The organism is Enterococcus salsurae (assembly GCF_054784955.1).
The window spans coordinates 208403-230953 of the sequence record NZ_BAAHWY010000003.1 but is presented as its reverse complement, the minus strand read 5'-3'; the positions used below and the strand labels follow the sequence as shown (position 1 = coordinate 230953).

Here is a 22551-nt window from a genome sequence, read left to right as displayed (position 1 = left end):
GCGATTTTTTAGCCTCATCGATTTAAATACTTGCTGGCTTCTCGGATACTAAGGGACGACATTTGATCGCGATACGTAGCTATAAAGTGCCGCACCCATGCCGGATCTGTTTTCGCATATTCTCTTAAACTCCATCCGATCGCTTTATTGATAAAAAATTCTTTGGTCCCAAAATTGTTCAGGAGAATGATCCGCAACAGTTCTGTGTCCGTCTGCTTTTTCAAAGAGGAGTTGATGAATGATCGCAGAACGTCGCAACCATAAGCTCTCTGAGGTACTCCAACGCAACATCTCCTGTTTCAACACAGGTTCTTGAATGACCATCTTTGAGATCACTTCACTAAAAGCATCAATACTATCCCACCAAGGGTGTTGCAATAGCATGGCTTCAATCTTGGACAAGTCTTCTTTTTTTAGATACGCAGTCATCGCCACCAAATAATCGATTGCCAAATAATGATGCTCGCGTTATTGGCTTTGCCACCACACATCGACAAACAACCAATCAATCACACCTGCGGCTTTGGCCTGTCTGAATGCCGTCTTAGCCGCTTGGCGGCGAATCGGGGCAGTAACACCCAAAAAGGTGAATTGATGCCGCATGTAGGCCGCCATCTTTGGCTTCTTGTGTCATCTTGCAAAGTGATCAAGGTTTGATATACTTCGTTCATTTGTCGATTTTCCTCTCTTTTATTCTTCTTCTGCGATCTGCCAAAGGGGCAAGACGATATTTTCGTAAGTCAAAGGATCTAGATTGGTCACAGTGATCCCCAACAAACGAATCCCCTGTTCTAAACCCAATACTTCCTCCCAGATCAAACTAGCTTCTGAAAAAAGTTGTTCTTTTTTGTGCACATAGACCGGCAATGTCACCCGCTTCGTAATGGTCGAATAATCTGTGTAGCGGACTTTCAAGACGACTGTTTTGCCATGTTTTTGCGTCCGTTTGAGGGCTTCAGCTACTTCTTCTGCAATCGAACGCAACTGACTCACCACTTGTTCTTCTGTGGTCAAGGGATTGCCGTAGGTATGTTCTTTGCCGACAGATTTACGTTCTCTCGTGACGCTGACAGGAGAATCATGGATCCCCCGCACTTTACGATACAAAGAATACCCCATTTTTCCAAATGCGCGAATCAATGCCATTTCACTCATTTCATACAGTTCCGCACCCGTATAGATCCCCATCTCATGCATCCTCGGAACCGTTTTTTTCCCGATACCATGAAATTTTTCGATCGGCAGCTGTTTTAAGAAAGCAACTGCATCTTCCGGCAACACGACAGTCATCCCTCTTGGTTTATGATAATCTGAAGACAATTTGGCCAAAAATTTGTTGTAGCTAACGCCTGCTGAACACGACAAATGGGTTTCTTGCCAAATATCCCGTTGAATCATGCGGGCAATTTTGATTGCAGAAGGACAATCGATTTTATTACGTGTGACATCAAGATATGCTTCATCGATAGATACCGGTTCGATGACATCGGTATAGCGATGAAAGATTGCTCTGATCTGATGAGAAACTTCTCGATATTTTTGATGATTGCCAGGTTTAAAAATTGCCTGCGGACACAATTCAAATGCTTTTTGCGCACTCATTGCTGAATGAATACCATATTGACGCGCCAAATAATTGGCGGTCGTCACCACACCTCGTCCCCCAGTATCACTTGGGTGGCGGGCAATCACTAAAGGGTGTTTCGCCAACTCTGGATCATCTCGTTCTTCCACAGATGCAAAAAAGGCATCCATATCAATATGAATGATTTTGCGGGTCGTGTCATGATGTAAAGGAAATTGTAATTCAGACATATGTATCACCTCATCACTTCTATTATAAACGAACAAAAGTTCCCTTTCAATAGTTGCGAATCAGCAAAAAAAAAGAATATCAGCTGCAGCCGATACTCTTTTTTTGAAACATTCATCTAATCCATTTTATAAAGCCGCTGATCCTCGTTCTTTGGTCCGGATCCGCACCGCTTCTTCTACAGGATAGACAAAAATCTTGCCATCTCCCACTTCATCGGTATTGCATATAGCTATAATTAGGTCAATGACAGGTTCAACATTTTGATCTTCTACCACAAAACAAACAGTCACTTTAGGTAACAAAGTCGTGATTACCGCTTGTCCACGGATATATTCTTTCAGCCCTTTTTGTTTTCCATACCCCAGCACTTGATTGACTGTCATCCCGCTAGTGATTTCTGAAAGATCCAGCGCAGCTTTCAATTCTTCGATTTTTTCTTGCCGAATAATCGCTTCAACTTTTTTCATATCAGTTCCTCCATTATTAAGAATCTAAGCCCATAAAAGTCGGGTACGCCGTTTCATCATGTTCTACTCGGTCCATACCGACTGCTTCTTCTTGTTCAGATACGCGAATCGGCATAAATAATTTGATCACACGGATCAATACATATGAAACGATCCCTGCAAATAAAATAGTAAAGACAATACTTTCTAGTTGAGCCACAAATAAATCTAGCCCGCCATAAATCAAGCCTGAATGTCCGCCTACCGCAGGATCAGCGAAAATCCCTGTCATAATTCCGCCAAAAATCCCACCAACACCATGACAGCCAAATGCATCTAATGCATCATCTAGCCCAAGTCGATGTTTGATCACCGAAATGAAGTAATAGCAAAATGGACTTACCAATGCACCAATAATAAATGACGACCATAGTGAAACAAAACCGGCACCTGGTGTGATGGCCACTAAACCGACTACTGCCCCTGTACAAGCGCCCACGATCGTTGGTTTACCTAACATCAATTTCTCAATCAGCATCCAGGATAACATCGCACTGGCAGCTGCCGTATTGGTGGTCATTAAAGCATGGATCGCTAAACCGTCCGCAGCTAACGCAGATCCCGCATTAAAGCCAAACCAGCCAAACCATAACAAACCAGCACCTAAGACAACAAAGGGAATATTGTGCGGTCGGTACTCCGTTTGATGGAACTCACGCCGTTTCCCTACGACGACTGCTAAGACTAAGCCGCTGATCCCAGAACTGATATGCACGACATTGCCTCCCGCAAAATCGATCGACCCGATGGCATCCAAGAAACCACCGCCCCAGACCATGTGTGCCATTGGGAAATACACCAAGATCAACCAAAAACCAATAAATAAGAAAATTGCCGAAAAACGCATTCTGCCAACAACTGACCCAGTGATGATCGCCGTTGTGATCAAGGCAAACATCATTTGGAATCCTGCAAATAACCCTTCTGGAATGCCTTCGCCTTCCGTCATCGATACATGCGTAAAGAAAATTTTGTCAAGGTTGCCAATAAAGGATCCTGATCCGCTGAAAGAAAGTGTATAGCCCAACGCTACCCACAACACAGAAGCCAAGCCCATCGTACAAATGACCATCATCATGGTATTCAAGATGTTTTTCCTACGCTCCAACCCACCGTAAAAAAATGCCAATGCCGGTGTCATTAAAAATACCATACCGCTGCAAATCAAAATAAATGCTATATTCCCTGAATCCATATAGAACGCCTCCTTTTCTATCTGAGTGCTATCCTACCATCTGTACATCATAGAAAGCTAGCGTTTTTTGAAAATTTGCAAAATTTTCTGAAAATTCATTACGCTCCATGTTATAAAAAGTGACATAATCAAGATGCCTGTTCCAGAAAGAATAAAAAACTGCCCAAATGGACAGTTTATCCTCTATCGTTCTAACAGCAACTGGTTTCGCTTAGTCAGCGGAATCGATTGCGTGGTAGTCGTTGTAGACCACTTGCTTTTTGACTTGATTGCGTTTGGCTACCTCTTTAATGGCTTCTTTTGAAGAAAGTCCTTCTGCGATCAACGCCTCTACTTGTTCAAGATAGCTGCCTTCATAGACTGCTTGTACCGGTTCATCAGCGCCTTCAACCAGCAAACAACATTCACCCTTCAATGACTGTTCACTTAAATAAGCAGATAACTCCGATAAAGTCCCGCGAAGATATTCTTCATGGATCTTCGTCAACTCTCGACAAATGACCGCCTGCCTGTCACCGAAGACTTCTTTGATGACATCGATCGTATTGCCGATACGATACGGGGACTCATAGAAAATCATGGTACTTTGCTGAGCAGCTAATTCAGTCAGCACAGCAATCTGCTCTTTCTTTTTGCGGGGTAAAAATCCGTAAAACAGATGCGGTTGTGGAGATAGACCTGAAGCAATCAAGGCAGTCAGACCAGCTGTTGGGCCAGGCAATGCGATGACCGCGATGCCTTCAGCGATACAAGCTTTGACCAATTCATGCCCAGGATCACTGATCGATGGCATACCAGCATCACTGCATTGCGCAATCGTTTGACCTGACTGCATCAACGCTATCAGCTGCGGTACCCGTTCTTTATAATTATGTTCATGCAAACTTTTTTGCGGCGTTGTGATGTCAAAGTGATTCAACAGTTTTTGGGTGTTTCGGGTATCTTCACTGGCTATCACATCCGCTTCAGCTAACATTTTGACACAACGCACAGTCATATCTTCTAGATTACCGATCGGGGTTGGCACCAAATAAAGTTTGCCTGCATCTTGTTTGTAACTTTGTTGTTTCTGCATTACTGCTCCTCTCCAAAAAAAGACCAGCTTTACCTGATCTTTTCCTTTGCCGCTTATGGTTACTTGCCGCTTTCACGATAAATCACTTCTAGACAAAACGCACATGGCTCATCATGCTCTCTTCTGGATCCATATAAGTCATAACAGACATGGAAACCTTCCTCATAGATTTTCTCTAAATTCATCCGTGATTTGGACAGCTCTTGTTTGGCACTTTCGGCAGGCGCATCCGCCACGAGGTTCAGCTCGCGAATATGTTCACGCAACCGTTGGTTTTCCAATTCCAAAGTGGTATTTTTTTCGACGATTTCTTGCAGCGATTGTTTCATTTCCGCTAGATTGTTCAAGGAGTTTTGCAACTCCGATTCTAATTGATTCAGTCCATCATAAAGGGATCGTTTATCCATGCTCATTATAGTCACCTGCTTATTTTGTCACTAATTCTTCATAGTCATATTCAACAGCAGTTTGTCGGTCATGCAAGCGCACTTTGACAACACGGCTCAATAAATCTAAACCAACGACACGCCCTTTTCCATCAGGGGTCTCAACTTCTTTCCCTCGGTCAGGCATCTCTTTTTTTGCTTGTTCGTATTCTTCATTTTCGTATTTCAAACAACACATCAAGCGGCCGCATAATCCAGAAATTTTGGTTGGGTTCAATGACAGCCCTTGATCTTTCGCCATCTTGATCGACACCGGGATAAAATCCCCTAAAAAAGTGGCACAACAGAGCTTACGGCCACAAGGACCGATCCCGCCTAAAAGTTTTGCCTCATCTCGTACACCAATCTGTCTTAATTCGATCCGGGTATGGAATACATTGGCCAAATCCTTGACCAACTCGCGAAAATCGATGCGCCCTTCAGCTGTAAAAGAAAAAATCAACTTATTGCGTTCAAGCGTATAGGCCGCATTGATCAGTTTCATTGGCAACCGGCGATCCCGGACTTTGCCTTTCGCGATCTGCAATGCCCCTATGGCATCTTCGGCATTGGTCGCTTCTTGCGCCAAATCTTGACTGTTGGCTTGGCGAATGATCGTCTTCACTTCATCAGGCAAATCTTGCCGATCCATCTGCTGTACAGGCGTCACGACAGTGCCGATACAGCGTATATCTTGTAATGCGACAATTACTTTATCATTTAAGGCATACATTTCTTTTTCGGGCGCATAATAATAGATTTGGCCAACCTGTTGGAAACGTATCCCGATCACTTCAATCATCTTAGACCCTCTTTTCCAGCTGTCGCGGATCTCCATAGATGATTTTCACACAAAATTGCTCTGCAACACCTTGAAAAGCAACATTCGCCTGCAATTTCTTTTGGGCTTGCAACGCAGATTCAATGGCACGATTGATTTCTTTACCCCATGATCCTTGCATAAGCAGCCGATCTCTTTCTTCTTGCAGGTAAAATAACAAGAGTGAAAAAACTTCTATTTGCTGACTTTTCTCTTTTGCCTGACTCAGCAATCTTTTTTGTACAAATATAAAAGCTTGCGGATCTTTTTTCAAAAGGTAATCTACCCAGCGTACAACAGCGTCCTTAGTTTCATTAAACCATTCATTTTGAGAGATTTCAACTGCTTTATGATAACTATTTGTAAGATAACTAAGAAGTCGGCTCGTTTCTTTTGAAAGCCCTTCATCTTGCAATTTTTTCTGTAATATTTCTTTTGATAAGGGCGAAAAGTGGATCATTTGACAACGGGATTGTATTGTTGGCAAAATCCTGCCGACACTTTCGGTTTCCAGAATCGCAAGAAAGTTGCCAACTGGTTCTTCAAGGAATTTCAATAAACTGTTGGCGGCACTTGTATTCATTTTTTCGGCTTGTGATAAAATGAAAATCTTGCGCCGGCCCTCAAATCCGCTTTTCGTAAATTCTTCTTGTAACTGGCGGATTTGATCCACTTTGATCGTTTGGCCATCAGGTTCGATCAACAGCACATCTGGGTGCTCGCCTTGAGTGATCCGTTGACAGTTGCTGCAAGTATTGCAAGGATCCTCATCCCCTTGTGCATTGGTACAAAACAACCGCTTCGCCAGCCAGATACTTGCCTCATGTTTTCCTGTTCCTTTATCCCCTTCAAAAAGATAAGCATGGGCGATTCGCCCATGCTTGATGCTTTTCTTTAATTGGGCATATACTTGTGGTTGGTTTTCTTGCAGAAATTGTGCCTCCATGAAAAGCTCCTTCTTAATATTGATGGAATCCATCAACTGGTAAAACAAAGACTGTTGCACCGCCAACTTCAACTTCTACAGGGTAAGGTACTTGACCATCTAAAGAAATATCTAACGACATCGGCGTCGACACATATTGTTTCCGTGATTGACAGGTCTTTTTGATCAATTCTAACGCATCTTGGACCCGATCATCTTCCAATCCAATAATGAACGTACTATTTCCCGCTTTCAGGAAACCGCCAGTAGAGGATAGTTTGGTTGCTCGGATGTTGGCATCGATAAATTCATTTGCCAAACGATTGCTGTCCTTGTCTTGTACAATAGCCATAATCAATTTCATGGGATCATCTCCTTATTCGATTCAATCAATTTATTACAAAGATTTAAAAAAGGCAGGATACGCTTCTACGATTGCTGAATAACTTGATTCAACAACGTCTTGTAACCCCATTCTAGCATCAATCTTATGAATTCGTACAGGATTTTCTTCTGCCAACTTCAAATAAGCATGCCGTACGCGTTGATGGAACTCTAGTCCCTCTGAATCCAAACGATCATATTGGTGGGCGCGATTTTTTTGGATTCGATGCAAACCAGTATCTGAATCGACATCCAAATATAAGGTGAAATCAGGCGTGGTGCCTTCCGTCGCAAATTCGTTGATATTGGCGATTTCCGGCATGCCAATACGCCGTCCCGCGCCTTGATAAGCCAATGAACTATCGACAAAACGATCACAGATCACGATATTCCCCTCATTCAAGGCTGGCAAGACGACCTCGATCAAGTGCTGGCGTCTCGCAGCTGCATAAAGCAATGCTTCTGTTCGTTCATCCATCTCCTCGTTTTTTGGATCTAAAATGATTTTACGGATTTTTTCGGCAATCCGTACACCGCCTGGTTCCCGTGTTTTCACGATTTTTCTTGTTGCTTCTAATTGTAAACGGGGATACAACTCTTCCAAGACGCTCGTCTTTCCAGCGCCATCTGGTCCTTCGATGGTAATGAACAATCCATTCACCTTATTTGCCTCCAATATAGTTATAATTCTCGTCGTCCTTCGACTGCTTTTAATAAAGTCACTTCGTCTGCATATTCGATATCGCTGCCCACCGATAAGCCATGGGCTAAACGCGTTACTTTGATCCCAGCTGGTTTGATCAACCGTGAAAGATACATCGCCGTTGCTTCACCTTCTGTTGTGGCATTCGTCGCAATGATCACTTCTTTGACTTGATCATCATGCAAACGCTGGATCAACGAAGAAATATTGATATCTTCAGGACCAGTACCTTCCATTGGGGACAATACCCCATGCAAAACATGATAAAGGCCGTGATATTCCCGAACTTTCTCAAGCGCCATCACATCTTTAGGTTCCTCAACCACCAAAATGGTGGTTTTGTCTCTGGTTGGGTCGCCGCAGATCTCACAAGGATCTTCTTCTGTGATATTGCCGCAGATACTGCAAAAATGCAGATCACGTTTGACACTGATCAAAGATTTGGCAAACTCATTTACGACTTCATCCTTCATATCGATGGTATAAAAAGCCAAACGAGTGGCAGTTTTTTGGCCGATTCCTGGCAGTTTCATATAACTGTCAATCAATCGTGCAATCGGATCTGGATATTGCACGCTACATTTCTCCTTTTATAGACCCGGAATCCCTTTGGTATACTTGCCCATTGTTTGTTCCGTTTCTTTTTCAATTTTTGCTAAACCGTCATTGATCGCCAAAATGACCATATCTTGCAGCATGTCGACATCTTCTGCATCGACGATGTCTTCATTGATCACTAAATCTTTTAACTTTTTGTTTCCTGTAAAGGTTGCTTTCACATAGCCATTCGTTGATTCACCTAGAAATTCTTTTTGGTTCAACGCTTCTTGTTCTTTCACCATTTCTTTTTGCATTTTTTGCATTTGTTTCATCATGCCTTGCATATTGCCCATGCCTCGCATCATTGTTCTTCACTCCAGTCTAATTTTCTTCAATACTTGTTAAGCTGCCGAATAGTGCTTGTGCTTGCGTGACCAGTACGTCATCGCCAGATTCTGCTGCCTCTTCTGGCACATCGCCCGCTTCTATTTCCAATTCTGTTTCAGCGGCAGCTTGTCCACCAGCTAAGAACTCTCTGCGTAACAACGGCCAGCTTTCTTTGGTGATAAACACCGCTTGAGGCGCATAATCTTTGACCATTCGAGAAATCTGATTATGGATCATCAGCTGAAATTCTGGATCATTGCTAGCACGCTGACAAAGGATCTCGTAATCAAACGCGATCACAACGCCCGTTTCACTGGCAGCTTTGGCTTCACTCGCATGCAACATCGCCCGTTGGGTAACGGACAATGACATCAGTAAATCATCCCAAATATTACGAACATTTGCCAAATCTTTCTTGGTTGCACCTTTTAAGACTTGGAACACTTTTTCCTTTGGCAAGCGGAAAGAACTCGCTGTCTTGGTCTTTTTAGCGGCTGCAGGCGGTTCAACCGAACCTGTCGGCCGATTTTCCTGCAAGCGCTGGATCTCTGCTTGCAATTTCTGAACAGCGATCTGCAGCTGCTGCACTTCTTGGCTGGTATCTGTCGCCACAGCACTCGTGCCCACGGCTGCTTGCTCTGGGTCATTGGCCAGTTTCACCATTGCCACTTCTAAATAAATCGTCGGGTTATTGGTGAACTTTACTTCGTTTTGTGTGTCATTCAAAACCCCGATCCAATGATAGATCTTTCGCGGGTCCGTCTGTTGGGCCAGCGCTTTGAACCCCTCCGTCAATTGTGTAGATTTGTCCGCAACCAATTGAGGGGCTTGTTGGTACATCAGAACGTCTCGACAATAGACCAGCAGGTTTTCCAATAAACGCCGGGCTTCCTTCCCCGAAGCCAACAGCTCCCGCAAAATCGTCAGTGCATCGGCGACTGCTTTGTCTGAACAAGCTTGCATCAACCGATCCATCATATCAAAAGACAGGCTGCCCGTGACTTCCAGTGCATCTTGCATCGTGACCGTGTCATCGCTGAAAGCAATAGCTTGATCTGTGATACTCAGGGCATCTCGCATGCCCCCTTCTGCAGCTCTTGCAATCACTTGCAAAGCTTCTGGTTCATACGCAATTGCGCTTGTATCTAATACTTTCTCCAAGTGAGAAACGATATCTTGCGTATTGATACGCTTGAAGTCGAAGCGTTGCGTCCGGGAAATAATCGTCGCAGGGATCTTGTGGGGTTCAGTCGTTGCTAAAATAAACACGACATTCTTCCGTGGTTCTTCTAAGGTTTTCAGTAATGCATTAAAAGCACCCGTTGATAACATATGTACTTCATCAATGATATAGATTTTATATTCTGCTTGCGTTGGAGCATAATTGGCCCGATCACGGATAAAACGAATTTCCTCGACACCATTGTTGCTCGCAGCATCGATCTCGATCACGTCTTCTTGGGTACCAGCTGTAATCGAACGACACATCTCACATTCATTACACGGTTCTCCGTTAACTTGATTGGGACAGTTGATTGCTTTGGCAAAAATTTTCGCGGCACTCGTTTTACCAGTCCCTCGTGGACCTGTAAACAAATAAGCATGGGAAATCTGCTTTTGATCGATGGCATTTTTTAATGTTTGGGTAATTGCTTTTTGTCCTACGACATCGTCGAATCGCTGAGAACGCCAAACGCGGTATAGTGCTTGATAAGCCATAATTTTCCTCACTCATTTCAAAATTCGCTACCTTCTATTATACGTAATATTTGCAGAAAAAACTACCTTTTCACCGAGGCAATTGCAAAAGATAACTAAATTTAATCTACACTGTTCGTCTTGCAAGATCTTCGTCACGCCAATCAATTATTCTCATTATCTACACCTTTGGTCTGATGACGTGATTCTCGTCCCCTATGGTATAATGAATATACATTCATCTATTGACGATGATGACAATTCAAAGGAGGACTGAAAATGGGTATTATCAAAGCGGCAACAAGCACGATCGGCGGCGGTTTAGCAGATCAGTGGCTAGAGGTTTTCGAACCTGACAATATGGGCGACACGACGGTCATGACTAAAGGTGTGAAAGTAAGACGCAATGACAAACGCGGTGCCAATAAAAAAGGCACAGACGATGTGATCACTGATGGATCCGTGATCCACGTCTATCCGAATATGATGATGCTGCTGGTAGATGGCGGCAAAATCATCGATTATACTGCTGAAGAAGGGTACTATACAGTCAAAAATAATTTGGCGCCATCGATGTTCAACGGCTCCTTGAAAGACGCGATTTCCGAAACCTTCGATCGGTTCAAATTCGGTGGTGTCACACCGCAAAAACAACAAGTGTTTTATATCAATCTGCAAGAAATCAAGGGTATCCGATTCGGTACGTCATCCCCTTTGAACTATTTTGACAATTTTTACAACGCCGAACTCTTTTTACGGGCACATGGGAATTATTCCTTGCGGATCACTGATCCCATCTTGTTTTATACCAATGCGATCCCGAAAAACAAGAGCCAAGTCGATATCAATGACATCAATGAACAATATTTGGCAGAATTTTTGACAGCGCTGCAAACAGCGATCAACAAAATGTCTGCAGATGGCGAACGCATTTCTTATGTCCCATCAAAGAGTATGGAATTAAGCAAATACATGGGAGATGTGCTAGACGACAGTTGGCGTGAGCTGCGCGGCATGGAAATCGTTTCTGTGGCTGTGGCAAGTATTTCGTATACCGATGATTCTGTCAAATTGATCAACATGCGCAACCAAGGGGCCATGCTAGGTGACCCTTCTATCCGTGAAGGGTATGTTCAAGGTTCAATCGCCCGTGGGATGGAATCTGCCGGCAGCAACGCAGCAGGTGCCACGACCGGATTTGTCGGCATGGGCATGGGGATGAACGCCAATGGCGGTTATTTGAATCAAGCTGCACAAAACAATCAGCAACAAATCCAGCAAAACCAAGAACAGCAAAAACAACAAGCCCAAACCAACGGTGATCATTGGGATTGCCCACAATGCGGGACGACCAATACCGGCAAATTCTGCAGCAATTGCGGGACAGAAAAGCCAAGCGGTGGTGCACCAAGCTTAAAAATGAAATGTGCCGACTGCGGGGAGATCATTGATCTGGCCAGTGGCATTCCTAAATTTTGTCCGAATTGCGGCAAACCATTTAAAGGCGTTCCCATCGACTGAACAAAGGAGGAACTCTAATGGATGTAATCACCCATAAGTGCCCCAATTGCGGGGGCGCTTTGACGTTTGATCCAAGTAATCAGAAATTCCACTGTCCTTTTTGTTTGAGCATCTTCACCGAAGATGAGGTCACAGCTTTTGAAGAAAAACAAAAAGAAGCCCAAATGGCTGACCAGCCGACCGTCGGCACCCAAACGATCACGGAAGATACCGAGCCGCAATTGCAAGAAGACGTACAGGCGCAAGCAGACGCAAGCGCTGCACAGATGGATCTCTTTCTCTGTCCCAGTTGTGGAGCCGAAATCGTGACTGATGCAACCACTGCAGCGACTTACTGCTATTTCTGCCACAATCCAGTGGTCTTGTCTGGCAGATTATCCGGCGAATTTTTGCCAAATAAAGTCTTGCCTTTTGCCGTAGAGAAAGAGGAAGCCACAGAAAAATTTCTGGCATGGGCCAAAAAGAAATGGTTCGTCCCTCGAGATTTCTTTGATCAGTCACAAGTAGAAAAATTGACTGGGGTCTATTTCCCCTATTGGGCAGTCGATGCTGAGGTGGATGGGCAGCTAACTGGTACCGGCACTTCCTTGCGTATTTGGCGTGTAGGCGAGATCGAATATACCGAACACAAACAATTTGCCGTCACAAGACAAGGCAAGATCCGAATCAAAGAACTGATCAAAAACGCGCTATCAAAAAACGTGCAGCAAAAAATGGTGACTGGCGTCCAACCTTTCCCTTTGGAGAAAGCCGTTGATTTTCGCAGTCAATATTTGGCCGGTTTCCAAGCCGAAAAACGCGATATTGAATATCAAACCTTATCTGATGAGGTCAAACAAGAACTTTCTGGCTATGCTGAGCAATTATTGAGTGATACTGTCAATGGGTATACCAGCTTCAATCGAACCCAGCGTTCGATCGATATCACTCAGCAACACAACAACTACGTCTTACTGCCGGTTTGGTTAGTGACCTATCGGGCGGATGATCCGAATAAGAGTGCCTTTTATTATGCCATGAATGGGCAAACGGGAAAAGTCAGTGGTGTGTTGCCGATTAGCTACCAGCGTCTAGGTTTGATCAGCGGCGGTATCTTTGCAGCCATCGCTATCATTGGGATGATCGTGGGGTATTTCATATGAAAAAAATTTCTTTGATTTTCCTAATCACCGTTGGCTTTTTCTTTGCGACTGCGCCGGCATTTGCAGCTGAGGACACCGTATCTGATAGTGCCGGTTTATTTACCGCAGAAGAGATCCAACAATTGAGTCAAGAAGCAGACACTTTGAACGAAACAATCAAAGGTGAAGTCTTTATCGAAACAACGAATAGCGCCACGGATGACATTGAATATTACACTGATCGTTATTTAGCAGATCGTATTGGCAATGACAATAATGGGTCTGCTCTGGTCATCAACATGGGAATCCGTGAATTTCATGTCTCTACTTCAGGAAATATGATTGACTATCTTACAGATGCGCGCTTGAATGATATGTTAGATGATATGTACGACGCAGCTAGTGCGGGCAATTACTTTCAAGTAGCACTGATTTATTTGCAGCAATCCGCGTCTTTTGTTGACGCAGGTGTGCCTGGCGGTCATTATCGTGTCGATCGTGACACGGGCAAAATCACTTACTACAAAGTTTTGACCCCTGTCGAGATTGTGATCAGTCTGGTTGTCGCTGCGATTGCTGGGATTGCTTTCTTTGTGATCGTCAAGTCACGGTATCAATTAAAAATGGGCGGGTATAAATATCCCTATCGCGAAAAATCAGCGATCAAATTGACCCAAAAAGAAGATCGATTGGTCAACTCATTCGTCACCACCCGCAGAATCCCCCGTCCGCCAAAGAACAATGGTGGCGGTGGTGGTTTCGGTGGTGGCGGCAGTACGACCCACTCGTCAGGCGGCGGTACATTCGGCGGCGGCGGACGTAGTTTCTAATAAAAAAAGAATTCCTTTGCGGGAATTCTTTTTTTGTTTTTTTCATTTAGTTCCTTCAAATCAAATGATTTCTTTAAACACCGAAAAATCAATATTCCCACCCGAGACGATGGCAACAGTGTTCTTCCATTTCAGTAAGTGATCGATCTGCCCACTGAGAATTGCTGCCGTACTCAGGGCTCCAGCCCCTTCGGCAATGACTTTTTCTTTCAAAGCAAGATAATTGATGGCCTGTTCAATATCTTTTTCTTCGACTAAAACGGTTTCATCGATTCTAGTTCTTAAAATATCATATGTCAACTCCCCCGCCAGCGCCACGTCACAACCGTCTGCCAATGTTCGATTTCTTCGATTGGCTACTAATTTTTGCTGCCAAATAGAAGCAATCATGCCATACACTCCATATGATTGCACGCCAATGATCTTGACTTCTGGTCTTAATGCCTTTAATGCCAAGGCGATACCTGCAATCAGTCCGCCACCGCCAATCGGGACGATCACATTATCGATCAAAGGCAGATCCTCCAATAGTTCCAAGGCAATCGTTCCTTGTCCCTCCATGACAACTGCATCATCAAATGGTGAAACAAAGACTTCTCCACTCTCTTTCATAGCTTCTATAGTGATCTGTTTGGTCTCATCGAAAGTCTCCCCGGCCATCACAACTTGTGCGCCATAACTTTGGGTCGCCTCGATCTTGGTTCTGGCAGCAGTCAGGGGCATAAAGATCCGCACTTTGATCCCTAACAAAGACCCCGCCAATGCTACACCTTGGGCATGATTCCCAGCAGAACAAGCAATCACGCCACGGCTGCGTTCATCCTCAGTCAGAGAAGACAATTTATTATAGGCACCGCGGGCTTTGAAAGAACCTGTTCGTTGCAGATTTTCCAATTTGAGAAAGATGGCCCCCTCTTTCTCCTTCCCTAAAATATTTGATGGTGCCAGCGGTGTGTGGATCATGATTGGTTTTAATCGTTGATAGGCCGCTTCGATCCCTAGGTGGTCTGTCCTTGATTCAGTTGTCACATTCAAGCCTCCTTATTTGTTTTTTACCTCTTTATTGAAGCATAGATAACCGTGAAATACAATTGATTTAACAGTCATTTTTCTACCATTATTCAGTGATTGATTAGGGGAACTTTAGAAAATACCGTTAAATTTTCAGAAAATAATGACTTTTCAAATCGTTAGTGCTATACTGATAAAAATTAAAAAAGGGTGTGAACAAATGACAACGATCGATTGGTCAAATTTGGGATTTTCTTATATCAAAACGCCTTGGCGTTTTCTTGCAACATGGAAAGACGGTGAATGGAGTCAGGGTGAATTAACAGAGGACAATTATTTGCATATTCACGAAGGTTCTACAGCCTTGCATTATGGGCAGCAATGTTTTGAAGGATTGAAAGCCTATCGCCGTAAAGATGGCGGTGTCAATCTTTTTCGCCCAGATGAAAACAGCAAACGGTTGAATCGCAGTGCCTACCGCTTGCGGATGCCGCAAGTACCGGAAGAAATGTTCTTAGCGGCTGTGAATCAAGTCGTGAAAGCCAACCAAGAATTTGTCCCGCCTTATGGCAGCGGCGCAACGTTATACCTCAGACCTTTATTGATCGGTGTGGGTGAAAACATCGGTGTGAGTCCTGCACCTGAATACATTTTCACTGTTTTTTGTATGCCAGTTGGGCCATACTTCAAAGGTGGATTGGCGCCTACCAACTTCATCGTGTCTGATTATGACCGGGCAGCACCCAATGGGACTGGCGCTGCCAAAGTCGGCGGCAATTATGCAGCCAGCTTATTGCCAGGCTTTGAAGCCCACGAACGCGCGTTTTCCGACTGTATTTACTTGGACCCTGAAACACATACCAAAATTGAAGAAGTCGGTTCAGCGAACTTCTTTGGGATCACAGGCGATGATCAATTCATCACACCGAAATCCCCTTCGATCTTACCAAGTATCACTAAATATTCCCTGCTCTATTTAGCAGAACATGCGTTAGGCTTAACTGCCATCGAAGGAGATGTATTTGTTGACGAGCTTGATCATTTTGTCGAAGCTGGTGCCTGCGGGACTGCTGCAGTGATCTCGCCGATCGGCGGTATCCAAAATGGGGATGATTTCCATGTTTTTTATAGTGAAACTGAAGTTGGCCCTAAAACCAAAGCGTTATACGATCAATTGACTGGTATTCAATTCGGGGATATCGATGCACCTGAAGGTTGGATATTTGACGTTGCCCTCGATTGATCTTTTGGCGAATAAAGTGATTTTTGCTCTTTGATTATTTGCCTTTTTCAAGAAAAGATTTGCCCCTTCTTCCTTCCCTTGTTAAAATGTTGGAAAAGGGGGTTATCTCAATGGGAAAACGACTGGCTTATGCGCTGCTCGCCACACTCCTGTATTTGTTTGTTTCCAATATGGGCAATTTGGTCTTTGGGATCAGCCGCAATTTCAGCTGGACCACAACGCTTTGGGAATCTTTGTTCTTTTTTATTTTTGTTTTTTTATTCCAGCAATTCCGCAAAAAATAACGTACAGTCAGCATGGAAGAATGCTGACTGTACGTTATTAGTCTTTATCAAAGCCATTTTTTCGATAAATCACCATAAATGCAACAACCGCTAGACACGCACTGACAATTAAAACCAGATAGTCTTGTAAGATCAGTGGAGAACCGTCATCACCAAAACTCGCGACCATTTTTGAGGCAACCCCAGTGAAAATAAAGGCGCTTATTTCTTCCAATGTCTGATTCATCTCTGAGAATGTAGGAATTAGAAAGAAAACAACCACAAAGAGGATTGAATTGTTGGAGGCAGCCATCTGATTTTTGGAAAGCAAGCCAATCAGCATCCCTAGAATGATCGCGGTCAATGCCACCAGGAAAACCACCAAGACAAAAACAGGGATATTTATGGAATCAAATGCCACACCACTGATTCCGATCACCACAACGATCAACAACATCGTCAATACCAGAAATGGAACCATCAGACTGACAAGATACTCTAGACTACTGACCGAAGAGGTCATCCATGTGCGTAACGTATTTTTTTCTTTGTCTTTCGCCAAGAATGTCGCTGGCATGAACATGCCAACCATGATGATCGAGTACGACATCCCAAAATTCATTAAAAACAACTGGAACCCAGGCATTGTTTCATCTACGCTAAACAAGAAGCGGTACATCAAAACAAATCCCGGTACCATGGCAGCTGAAACCAAAAATGTTTTATTCTTTAATATCTCTTTGAATTTGAAGGTGATCAACGCGCTGGTTTTATGTCGCGACAGCATCATACCAATTCCCTCCCTGTTACAGTCATAAAGACAGTTTCTAAAGTCGGTTCACAGGAATGCAGCGATTCGATTTGTTCCGAGACGATCCACTGACTCAATTGTTCTAAGTTTTCTGTTGTTTTCTTCAAGATATGGCGCTCTTGATTTTTCAGCAAGATCCGAAACTCTTTTTGTTTGTTGTAACGCAAACAAATCTCCTCCGGTGTGCCGAATTCAACGATATACCCTTCATTCAACAACGCCACCTGATCACACAATTTCGTCGCCTCTTCCATATTATGGGTAGTCAAAAAAATACCCATACCCGCTTCTTTTAAAGAGACCAATAATTTGTGGATCTCAGCAGCAGTTGTTGGATCCAAACCGGAAGTTGGTTCATCCAAAAATAAAAGTTTTGGCTGATGCATGACCGCTCTGGCCAAAATCAACCGTTGTTTTTGACCCTTTGATAATTTGCTGACCAATTGCTTTTTCTGTTCGATCAGTCCAACGGTTGTCAATAGTTGATCGATGACTTTCGGGGAGACATTTAATACTTTAGCAAAGACCAAAAGATTGTCATAGACACTGAATTCTTCATATACGCCACTTGTGTCTGTCACAATACCGATTTGCTCATAGATTTTTTCGGTGATTTTCCTCGTATCGGTACCTAAGATCGTCGCTTCCCCTTTGGTTTGCTGCAATTGTCCCGTCACGATCTTGATCGTTGTTGTTTTCCCTAAACCTGATGGCCCTAGAAACCCCAAAATCTCTCCTGCTTTGATTTGGATCGTGATATCTTTCAAGGCTTCTTTTTGTTTGAACGTCTTTGAGATATGCTTTAATACCAACAATTCTTCCACTTTCCTCTTTCCTCTCTTTCCTTTTATTGCTGCGATCATGTCCAATGATCACAAAAATAGTTCTTGCTCTTGCCTCCAGACCGATCATTTACCAGCGGACTTCACAATGATTGTTCAGATTTTTCTGTCAATTTTAAAGACAGCCACGAAGCCTAATCTGATTCATCCTCTCTTTCTGGGATAAAAAATACGGGAATCAGCTATTTCACAAGCAACTTACAAAAAAGTATAGCACGGGGAACGCTTTCGTTCTACTAAAATATCTAAAAAATATCAAACCATAAAATTTATTTCTGTTTTCAAGACAAAAAAACCATTTTTTTTAACTAGCCATAAATCACCTATTTGGTGAGAAAAACAAAAAAAGAGCCAGAATCCTTATCAGATAAGGATCCTAGCTCATTACAATCAAAAGTGATTATTTAACTGTGTTGGCAATTCAGATGCCTAGTAGCCCCTGTTGCTGATTAGAATGAGATTTCTAGGATTTTCCAATTAATGAAAAACTCTGATATAGTCCCATTAAATCTACAAAGTATGGTCAAAAAGATAGTCAAAAAAAAGCGCCAGTATGTCAAAAATCAGATTGAGTGAGAATAAAGAGCCACTATAAATTGAAGTGTGAAAGCCTATTTTACAGCGTTTTTGGAATGTAAGACGGACAAAAACAACTAAAAATCAAATAGTTCCCTACGAAAAACGCTGCCAAGAAAAGTATTAGCAGGGTTATATTTTGATTTTTAAGTGTTTATAGTATTGAAAACCACATCCAGATCTTTTTCATTCCAAGTAGTCAGACAGTAATTCTTTTTGTTTTTGTTTTTTTAGTGAGTCTATGCGCGTGGTAATAACTAATGAATGGGAAATATATTTTATTCCTTCAAAAATATCAAGCAGCTTATTTAAGAAACTAATTTCTTTATCTAAAAGAGGCACTAGACTTCCAGACCAACTATTAGTGCGCATGGTTAGATACAGTTTTTCAAAAAAATCCGCATCAATTTCTTTACCTTTGAACAGTTCAAAGATAGTTAGCAATGTCTCATCATCGAATATCTCAAGAGACAAGTTGCATAGATTAACCAGCCTCTCCTCGTCTTCAGTATTTATTATTTCTGCTTTTATAAATTCAGTTGAACGTTCAATATTCGCTTTAAAAATTGTATCCAAATGGGAGTCAACTCCAACAAAGAAAACACGATTCTCTTGAATTAATAAATCCAAATACTTTCTAATTGCTTCTTCTGCGACCACTGATTCCCATATACTCTCCAGTTGAATATCATATTCATTATAATTGAAGTTTAACCTTTGAATATTTAGCTCAACAAGAAACAAGAATATAAAATTGACATCATTTTCTTTCAATAGGTGCTTAAAGAATTCTCCTGATTCATCAACATTCTCATTACCAAGAAGATTTAAATAGATTTCCTTTATTTCTCTATATCCTAATATATCTATAATTTTCTCAGCACCAGTTTCCGACACATATTTAGGTATAAAAAAGCTACCTGAAATTTTCTTTTCTGAATACTTATTTTTTAAAATCTCTAAAATACTACCCTCTTTTTTGATATAGTTTTCAAAAGATATAATACTAAAACAATTCACTGCTTCATGATTTTTAATATTATCTAAAAAGGACACGAGTTCTTCTATCTCTCTATTGCCAATGTTTTTACATGTCAAAAAGTTTGAAAGATACCATCCTTCATCAATTTCCTTTTCAATAGTATTTAGAATATTTTTGCCATCTTCAAAGGATAATTCATCCATATATCGGTCAAAGTTATTACGTGAGATAGCAAAATTACTATTCAGCAATGCTTTTAATAATTTTATTTTGTCTTCCATATCTAAGGATGAATACAATAGAAGCAAAGAATCTTCCAATTCATATTTATTTAATAATTCATCCGTTTGAAATTTTTCGAGGATGTCAAACAACCAAACTAAGTCGTTAGAATATTCCTCGAAAATCTCGCAAAGGCTTTTCTTTTTTAACCCTTGAATCTTTTCAAAATCAAATTTTTCTATCTGATAAGCCCATATACTAGTTGAAAATACTATATAAACTTTTTGACTACTTGATGGTTCATATTCAAAAAAAGGCTGTGGTTTTATCTCTAACTTTTTGGCTTGTGAATGTAATTCAAATATTATAGCTTCTTGTCTAAAATTCAACTTATCTAAATCTTTAAAAAAAAGATTTTCTATACAAACTAAATCTGAACTAACAGTTTCTGAAAACCCATTTCTAATTTCATAGACTGGATAATTGAGCAATAGTTTATCTATATAATTATTCACTTCTATATTTCCATAATTATAAACTTTGGAAAGTATATCAAAAATTTTTTTATGGAGTTTAATTAAATAGTCTCCATCAACTAATGTATAGCGATTAATAACCCCATTCTTACCGTTAAAAGTAAATTTTTCTGCTGAAAACTTTAAGAACTCATCAGAAATATTGGCAATAAGTAAAGCCGTTGGTTCATTAATAGTTTCTTGAACTGAAAAAATTTCCATAATACTGAATCTTTTTTCTAGATAAATATCCCATCTAACTTCAATATCAAAATTATTTTTAATTGCAGAAAAAATTTCATAGATTTTATCCTGCTTTTTTCTGAAATAATCCATAAGAAGTATACCAACATCCTTAAATCTTTCACTATTTGATAATGAACAAAGAATACTTATAAGTGGATCGTTAACTCCTTGATTTTTCTTTTTCTCTTCAAATTCTTTTTGAGATACTTGAATTTCAACATTATCAGCGACTTGTATCTTTTCATGAACATACGCGAGAGATTCGACAGGAATAATCACCCCGTATTGTGTCAAAAAACGTTCTTTATCAATATCTGAAATAATTTCATTGTAAATAACCTTTATTTCATTGGTTAAATACTCTATCCATTCCTTGGAAGAGTTGAAATTATTAACAAGTACAAGTATTTCAACAATCTCTTTTTCATGATTAGGATAAAGATTAATAAAAAAATCTTTTATCTTAAAAATTTTCTTGTTTGAAATAAAATCTACTATGATAAAATCTGATAAACTTTGATCACTGACTTTAACAGCTTTATCCTGGAAAATATCACAGAGTTCTTTATCATGTAGCTGATTTAAAGCAATTACAAAGCTATCAAAATCAATTTTAAAATATTTCAAGACTTCTTCTAATGATTCTTTATTGGTCAAATTTAGCTTGTGTTTGAAACTCAAAATGAACATACTAATTTTTTCATTTGAAGATAGATTGTTCTCTTCAATGATTTGATTATAGTAACTTACCAATATTTCTTTCCCGTTTTCAATAGAATCAAAAATTTTATCTTTAACCATGGTTGTTGCAATCACAGCTATTCTCGGATTATTTTGAGATAATTTCATAATTTTTCTAAGATAAACTGGTGAAAGAACTATTATATCGTTAATTAGTTTTTCTATTTGATCATCACTCATTAAAGAGAGTCTTTTCACCTTAGTTTTAAAGGAATCTATGTGATTAATTACTCCTGAAAGTGCGTAATCTCGCACAGTCATAATGATTTTCAGTTTTTGTTCATATTCCTCTAACCTCAATAGGTTAACAATAGCATCAAAATTTGTAACTGTATTAGCATCATCTAAAAACAAATAATTAACCCTATTAATATCTAGGGCATCCTTAATATCTTGATAAACAGGCATACTGTTACTTTTAACACAAATTATGTTACTATTTGTGGGCAATTCCTTACATATCTCGATAGCTAACCTAGTTTTCCCTGCTCCAGGAACTCCAGATAATAGAGTAATCTGATGACTATTTATTTCGTCCTTTAACTCATCAACTATATGTGTTTCATCTATATATGTTGTATTTAAAGGCGCATTAGTTTTACTTTTATCATGTACAGCAATAAATTGCTCTAAATTCCATACCTGTTCTGTTGATTCTACTATACCTAAAAAGTCTTTTACAATATCTTGATACTTAAATTGAAGAAGGTCATTTGATAATGTATCTATCCCAATAAGACTCAGCTTTATCGAAGCAGCTAAGCTTCTTAGTTCTTTATCTTTTTCAACAGTTATATTTGAAGAAGTATGGCAGCAGATTATTTCTTTAATATCTTTTTCATTCACTTTAGACTTCTCAATAGCTTCTCGAATGTCTGTCTCTAATTTATTGGTTGCATCTTTTCTAGTACCATACATAACTAAGATGTATCCGTTAGATTGATTATCAAAATAGTAAGTGTCAGGTATTCCTCTAGTAGTTTTATCCGTCCCATCCATAGATCCAAGAGACACAATATTCTCCCAACTTCTTTTACGATAAAGATAAACATCGCACAAATTTTGGAACCTTCCTCCTTCTAATTGCTTAATTTCATTTTGAATTCTATTTAACTTAGACACAATATATTTCTTCCTCCCTCACTGCTCCCAA

At 40.9% G+C, this 22551-nt stretch carries 22 protein-coding genes and 1 pseudogene; 5 read left to right on the top strand and 18 right to left on the bottom strand.

Annotated elements, in window-relative coordinates; all coding sequences use genetic code 11:
* Positions 1–14: 14 nt before the first annotated feature.
* The 14 genes and pseudogenes from ACYVRS_RS09310 to dnaX all read right to left on the bottom strand — a co-directional run bounded on the left by ACYVRS_RS09310 (position 15) and on the right by dnaX (position 10495).
* Positions 15–197: a DNA alkylation repair protein gene (locus tag ACYVRS_RS09310; protein ID WP_461198435.1), complete on the bottom strand. Its 183-nt coding sequence runs from the start codon at positions 195–197 to the stop codon at positions 15–17.
* A pseudogene (locus tag ACYVRS_RS09305) lies at positions 145–603 on the bottom strand (DNA alkylation repair protein). Before ACYVRS_RS09305 ends, ACYVRS_RS09310 begins: the two are co-directional and overlap by 53 nt.
* 87 nt (positions 604–690) lie before the next feature.
* A complete protein-coding gene (dinB, locus tag ACYVRS_RS09300) occupies positions 691–1815 on the bottom strand; it encodes a DNA polymerase IV (protein ID WP_461203206.1) in 1125 nt (374 codons plus the stop codon).
* A 126-nt stretch (positions 1816–1941) separates the two neighbouring features.
* Positions 1942–2283 (bottom strand): P-II family nitrogen regulator, encoded by a 342-nt coding sequence (locus tag ACYVRS_RS09295; RefSeq protein WP_461198432.1) that lies wholly within the window; start codon positions 2281–2283, stop codon positions 1942–1944.
* Between the two features lie 16 nt (positions 2284–2299).
* Entirely contained in the window at positions 2300–3517 is a 1218-nt protein-coding gene (locus ACYVRS_RS09290) for an ammonium transporter (RefSeq protein WP_461203205.1), read from the bottom strand.
* A 211-nt stretch (positions 3518–3728) separates the two neighbouring features.
* Positions 3729–4592: a 16S rRNA (cytidine(1402)-2'-O)-methyltransferase gene (gene rsmI / locus ACYVRS_RS09285; protein ID WP_461203204.1), complete on the bottom strand. Its 864-nt coding sequence runs from the start codon at positions 4590–4592 to the stop codon at positions 3729–3731.
* 59 nt (positions 4593–4651) lie between these two features.
* Entirely contained in the window at positions 4652–4999 is a 348-nt protein-coding gene (locus tag ACYVRS_RS09280; RefSeq protein WP_082348665.1) for a DNA replication initiation control protein YabA, read from the bottom strand.
* Between the two features lie 19 nt (positions 5000–5018).
* On the bottom strand, positions 5019–5819 hold the full coding sequence (locus ACYVRS_RS09275; RefSeq protein ID WP_312497993.1) for a PSP1 domain-containing protein: 801 nt from the start codon (positions 5817–5819) through the stop codon (positions 5019–5021).
* A 1-nt stretch (position 5820) separates the two neighbouring features.
* Positions 5821–6783: a DNA polymerase III subunit delta' gene (holB, locus tag ACYVRS_RS09270; protein WP_461203203.1), complete on the bottom strand. Its 963-nt coding sequence runs from the start codon at positions 6781–6783 to the stop codon at positions 5821–5823.
* A gap of 13 nt (positions 6784–6796) precedes the next feature.
* Positions 6797–7126 carry a cyclic-di-AMP receptor gene (locus ACYVRS_RS09265; RefSeq protein ID WP_054116674.1) on the bottom strand — a complete coding sequence of 110 codons (330 nt, stop codon included), beginning with the start codon at positions 7124–7126 and terminating at the stop codon, positions 6797–6799.
* A gap of 33 nt (positions 7127–7159) precedes the next feature.
* Entirely contained in the window at positions 7160–7807 is a 648-nt protein-coding gene (tmk, locus tag ACYVRS_RS09260; RefSeq protein ID WP_461203202.1) for a dTMP kinase, read from the bottom strand.
* Between the two features lie 20 nt (positions 7808–7827).
* Positions 7828–8424, bottom strand: a complete 597-nt coding sequence (gene recR, locus ACYVRS_RS09255) for a recombination mediator RecR (RefSeq protein WP_054116672.1) — start codon at positions 8422–8424, stop codon at positions 7828–7830.
* Between the two features lie 15 nt (positions 8425–8439).
* Positions 8440–8754 carry a YbaB/EbfC family nucleoid-associated protein gene (locus ACYVRS_RS09250; RefSeq protein ID WP_054116671.1) on the bottom strand — a complete coding sequence of 105 codons (315 nt, stop codon included), beginning with the start codon at positions 8752–8754 and terminating at the stop codon, positions 8440–8442.
* A 16-nt stretch (positions 8755–8770) separates the two neighbouring features.
* Positions 8771–10495 carry a DNA polymerase III subunit gamma/tau gene (gene dnaX / locus ACYVRS_RS09245; protein WP_461203201.1) on the bottom strand — a complete coding sequence of 575 codons (1725 nt, stop codon included), beginning with the start codon at positions 10493–10495 and terminating at the stop codon, positions 8771–8773.
* 258 nt (positions 10496–10753) lie between these two features.
* Between dnaX and ACYVRS_RS09240 the strand changes: the two genes are divergently transcribed.
* The 3 genes from ACYVRS_RS09240 to ACYVRS_RS09230 are packed head-to-tail and all read left to right on the top strand — an operon-like array spanning position 10754 to position 13946.
* Positions 10754–11995 carry an SPFH domain-containing protein gene (locus ACYVRS_RS09240; protein WP_313538952.1) on the top strand — a complete coding sequence of 414 codons (1242 nt, stop codon included), beginning with the start codon at positions 10754–10756 and terminating at the stop codon, positions 11993–11995.
* A gap of 17 nt (positions 11996–12012) precedes the next feature.
* Positions 12013–13137 (top strand): TFIIB-type zinc ribbon-containing protein, encoded by a 1125-nt coding sequence (locus tag ACYVRS_RS09235; protein ID WP_461203200.1) that lies wholly within the window; start codon positions 12013–12015, stop codon positions 13135–13137.
* Entirely contained in the window at positions 13134–13946 is an 813-nt protein-coding gene (locus ACYVRS_RS09230) for a TPM domain-containing protein (protein ID WP_461203199.1), read from the top strand. The genes ACYVRS_RS09235 and ACYVRS_RS09230 overlap by 4 nt, the downstream gene beginning before the upstream one ends.
* A gap of 60 nt (positions 13947–14006) precedes the next feature.
* Here the strand turns inward: ACYVRS_RS09230 and ACYVRS_RS09225 are convergent, their stop codons facing one another.
* Positions 14007–14975, bottom strand: a complete 969-nt coding sequence (locus ACYVRS_RS09225; RefSeq protein ID WP_461203198.1) for a pyridoxal-phosphate dependent enzyme — start codon at positions 14973–14975, stop codon at positions 14007–14009.
* Between the two features lie 202 nt (positions 14976–15177).
* Here ACYVRS_RS09225 and ACYVRS_RS09220 point away from each other — a divergent pair, with 202 nt between their 5' ends.
* Complete coding sequence (locus tag ACYVRS_RS09220; protein ID WP_461203197.1) at positions 15178–16200, top strand: branched-chain amino acid aminotransferase; 1023 nt, start codon at positions 15178–15180, stop codon at positions 16198–16200.
* A gap of 110 nt (positions 16201–16310) precedes the next feature.
* A complete protein-coding gene (locus tag ACYVRS_RS09215; RefSeq protein WP_461203196.1) occupies positions 16311–16484 on the top strand; it encodes a hypothetical protein in 174 nt (57 codons plus the stop codon).
* Positions 16485–16521: 37 nt separating this feature from the next.
* Here the strand turns inward: ACYVRS_RS09215 and ACYVRS_RS09210 are convergent, their stop codons facing one another.
* The 3 genes from ACYVRS_RS09210 to ACYVRS_RS09200 all read right to left on the bottom strand — a co-directional run bounded on the left by ACYVRS_RS09210 (position 16522) and on the right by ACYVRS_RS09200 (position 22520).
* Positions 16522–17253 carry an ABC transporter permease gene (locus ACYVRS_RS09210; RefSeq protein ID WP_461203195.1) on the bottom strand — a complete coding sequence of 244 codons (732 nt, stop codon included), beginning with the start codon at positions 17251–17253 and terminating at the stop codon, positions 16522–16524.
* Positions 17250–18137, bottom strand: coding sequence for an ABC transporter ATP-binding protein (locus ACYVRS_RS09205; RefSeq protein WP_461203194.1), 888 nt, complete (start codon positions 18135–18137; stop codon positions 17250–17252). The genes ACYVRS_RS09210 and ACYVRS_RS09205 overlap by 4 nt, the downstream gene beginning before the upstream one ends.
* A 741-nt stretch (positions 18138–18878) precedes the next feature.
* The gene (locus ACYVRS_RS09200; protein WP_461203193.1) at positions 18879–22520 is read right to left on the bottom strand and encodes an nSTAND3 domain-containing NTPase; all 3642 of its coding nucleotides are present in this window, start codon (positions 22518–22520) and stop codon (positions 18879–18881) included.
* Positions 22521–22551 lie beyond the last annotated feature (31 nt).

Bases quoted from the DNA above. Each gene is read 5' to 3' on its own strand.
- dinB (WP_461203206.1), bottom strand. From the start codon at position 1,815: ATGTCTGAATTACAATTTCCTTTACATCATGACACGACCCGCAAAATC.
- ACYVRS_RS09295 (WP_461198432.1), bottom strand. From the start codon at position 2,283: ATGAAAAAAGTTGAAGCGATTATTCGGCAAGAAAAAATCGAAGAATTG.
- ACYVRS_RS09290 (WP_461203205.1), bottom strand. From the start codon at position 3,517: ATGGATTCAGGGAATATAGCATTTATTTTGATTTGCAGCGGTATGGTA.
- rsmI (WP_461203204.1), bottom strand. From the start codon at position 4,592: ATGCAGAAACAACAAAGTTACAAACAAGATGCAGGCAAACTTTATTTG.
- ACYVRS_RS09280 (WP_082348665.1), bottom strand. From the start codon at position 4,999: ATGGATAAACGATCCCTTTATGATGGACTGAATCAATTAGAATCGGAG.
- ACYVRS_RS09275 (WP_312497993.1), bottom strand. From the start codon at position 5,819: ATGATTGAAGTGATCGGGATACGTTTCCAACAGGTTGGCCAAATCTAT.
- holB (WP_461203203.1), bottom strand. From the start codon at position 6,783: ATGGAGGCACAATTTCTGCAAGAAAACCAACCACAAGTATATGCCCAA.
- ACYVRS_RS09265 (WP_054116674.1), bottom strand. From the start codon at position 7,126: ATGAAATTGATTATGGCTATTGTACAAGACAAGGACAGCAATCGTTTG.
- ACYVRS_RS09250 (WP_054116671.1), bottom strand. From the start codon at position 8,754: ATGATGCGAGGCATGGGCAATATGCAAGGCATGATGAAACAAATGCAA.
- dnaX (WP_461203201.1), bottom strand. From the start codon at position 10,495: ATGGCTTATCAAGCACTATACCGCGTTTGGCGTTCTCAGCGATTCGAC.
- ACYVRS_RS09240 (WP_313538952.1), top strand. From the start codon at position 10,754: ATGGGTATTATCAAAGCGGCAACAAGCACGATCGGCGGCGGTTTAGCA.
- ACYVRS_RS09235 (WP_461203200.1), top strand. From the start codon at position 12,013: ATGGATGTAATCACCCATAAGTGCCCCAATTGCGGGGGCGCTTTGACG.
- ACYVRS_RS09230 (WP_461203199.1), top strand. From the start codon at position 13,134: ATGAAAAAAATTTCTTTGATTTTCCTAATCACCGTTGGCTTTTTCTTT.
- ACYVRS_RS09220 (WP_461203197.1), top strand. From the start codon at position 15,178: ATGACAACGATCGATTGGTCAAATTTGGGATTTTCTTATATCAAAACG.
- ACYVRS_RS09215 (WP_461203196.1), top strand. From the start codon at position 16,311: ATGGGAAAACGACTGGCTTATGCGCTGCTCGCCACACTCCTGTATTTG.
- ACYVRS_RS09210 (WP_461203195.1), bottom strand. From the start codon at position 17,253: ATGATGCTGTCGCGACATAAAACCAGCGCGTTGATCACCTTCAAATTC.
- ACYVRS_RS09205 (WP_461203194.1), bottom strand. From the start codon at position 18,137: ATGATCGCAGCAATAAAAGGAAAGAGAGGAAAGAGGAAAGTGGAAGAA.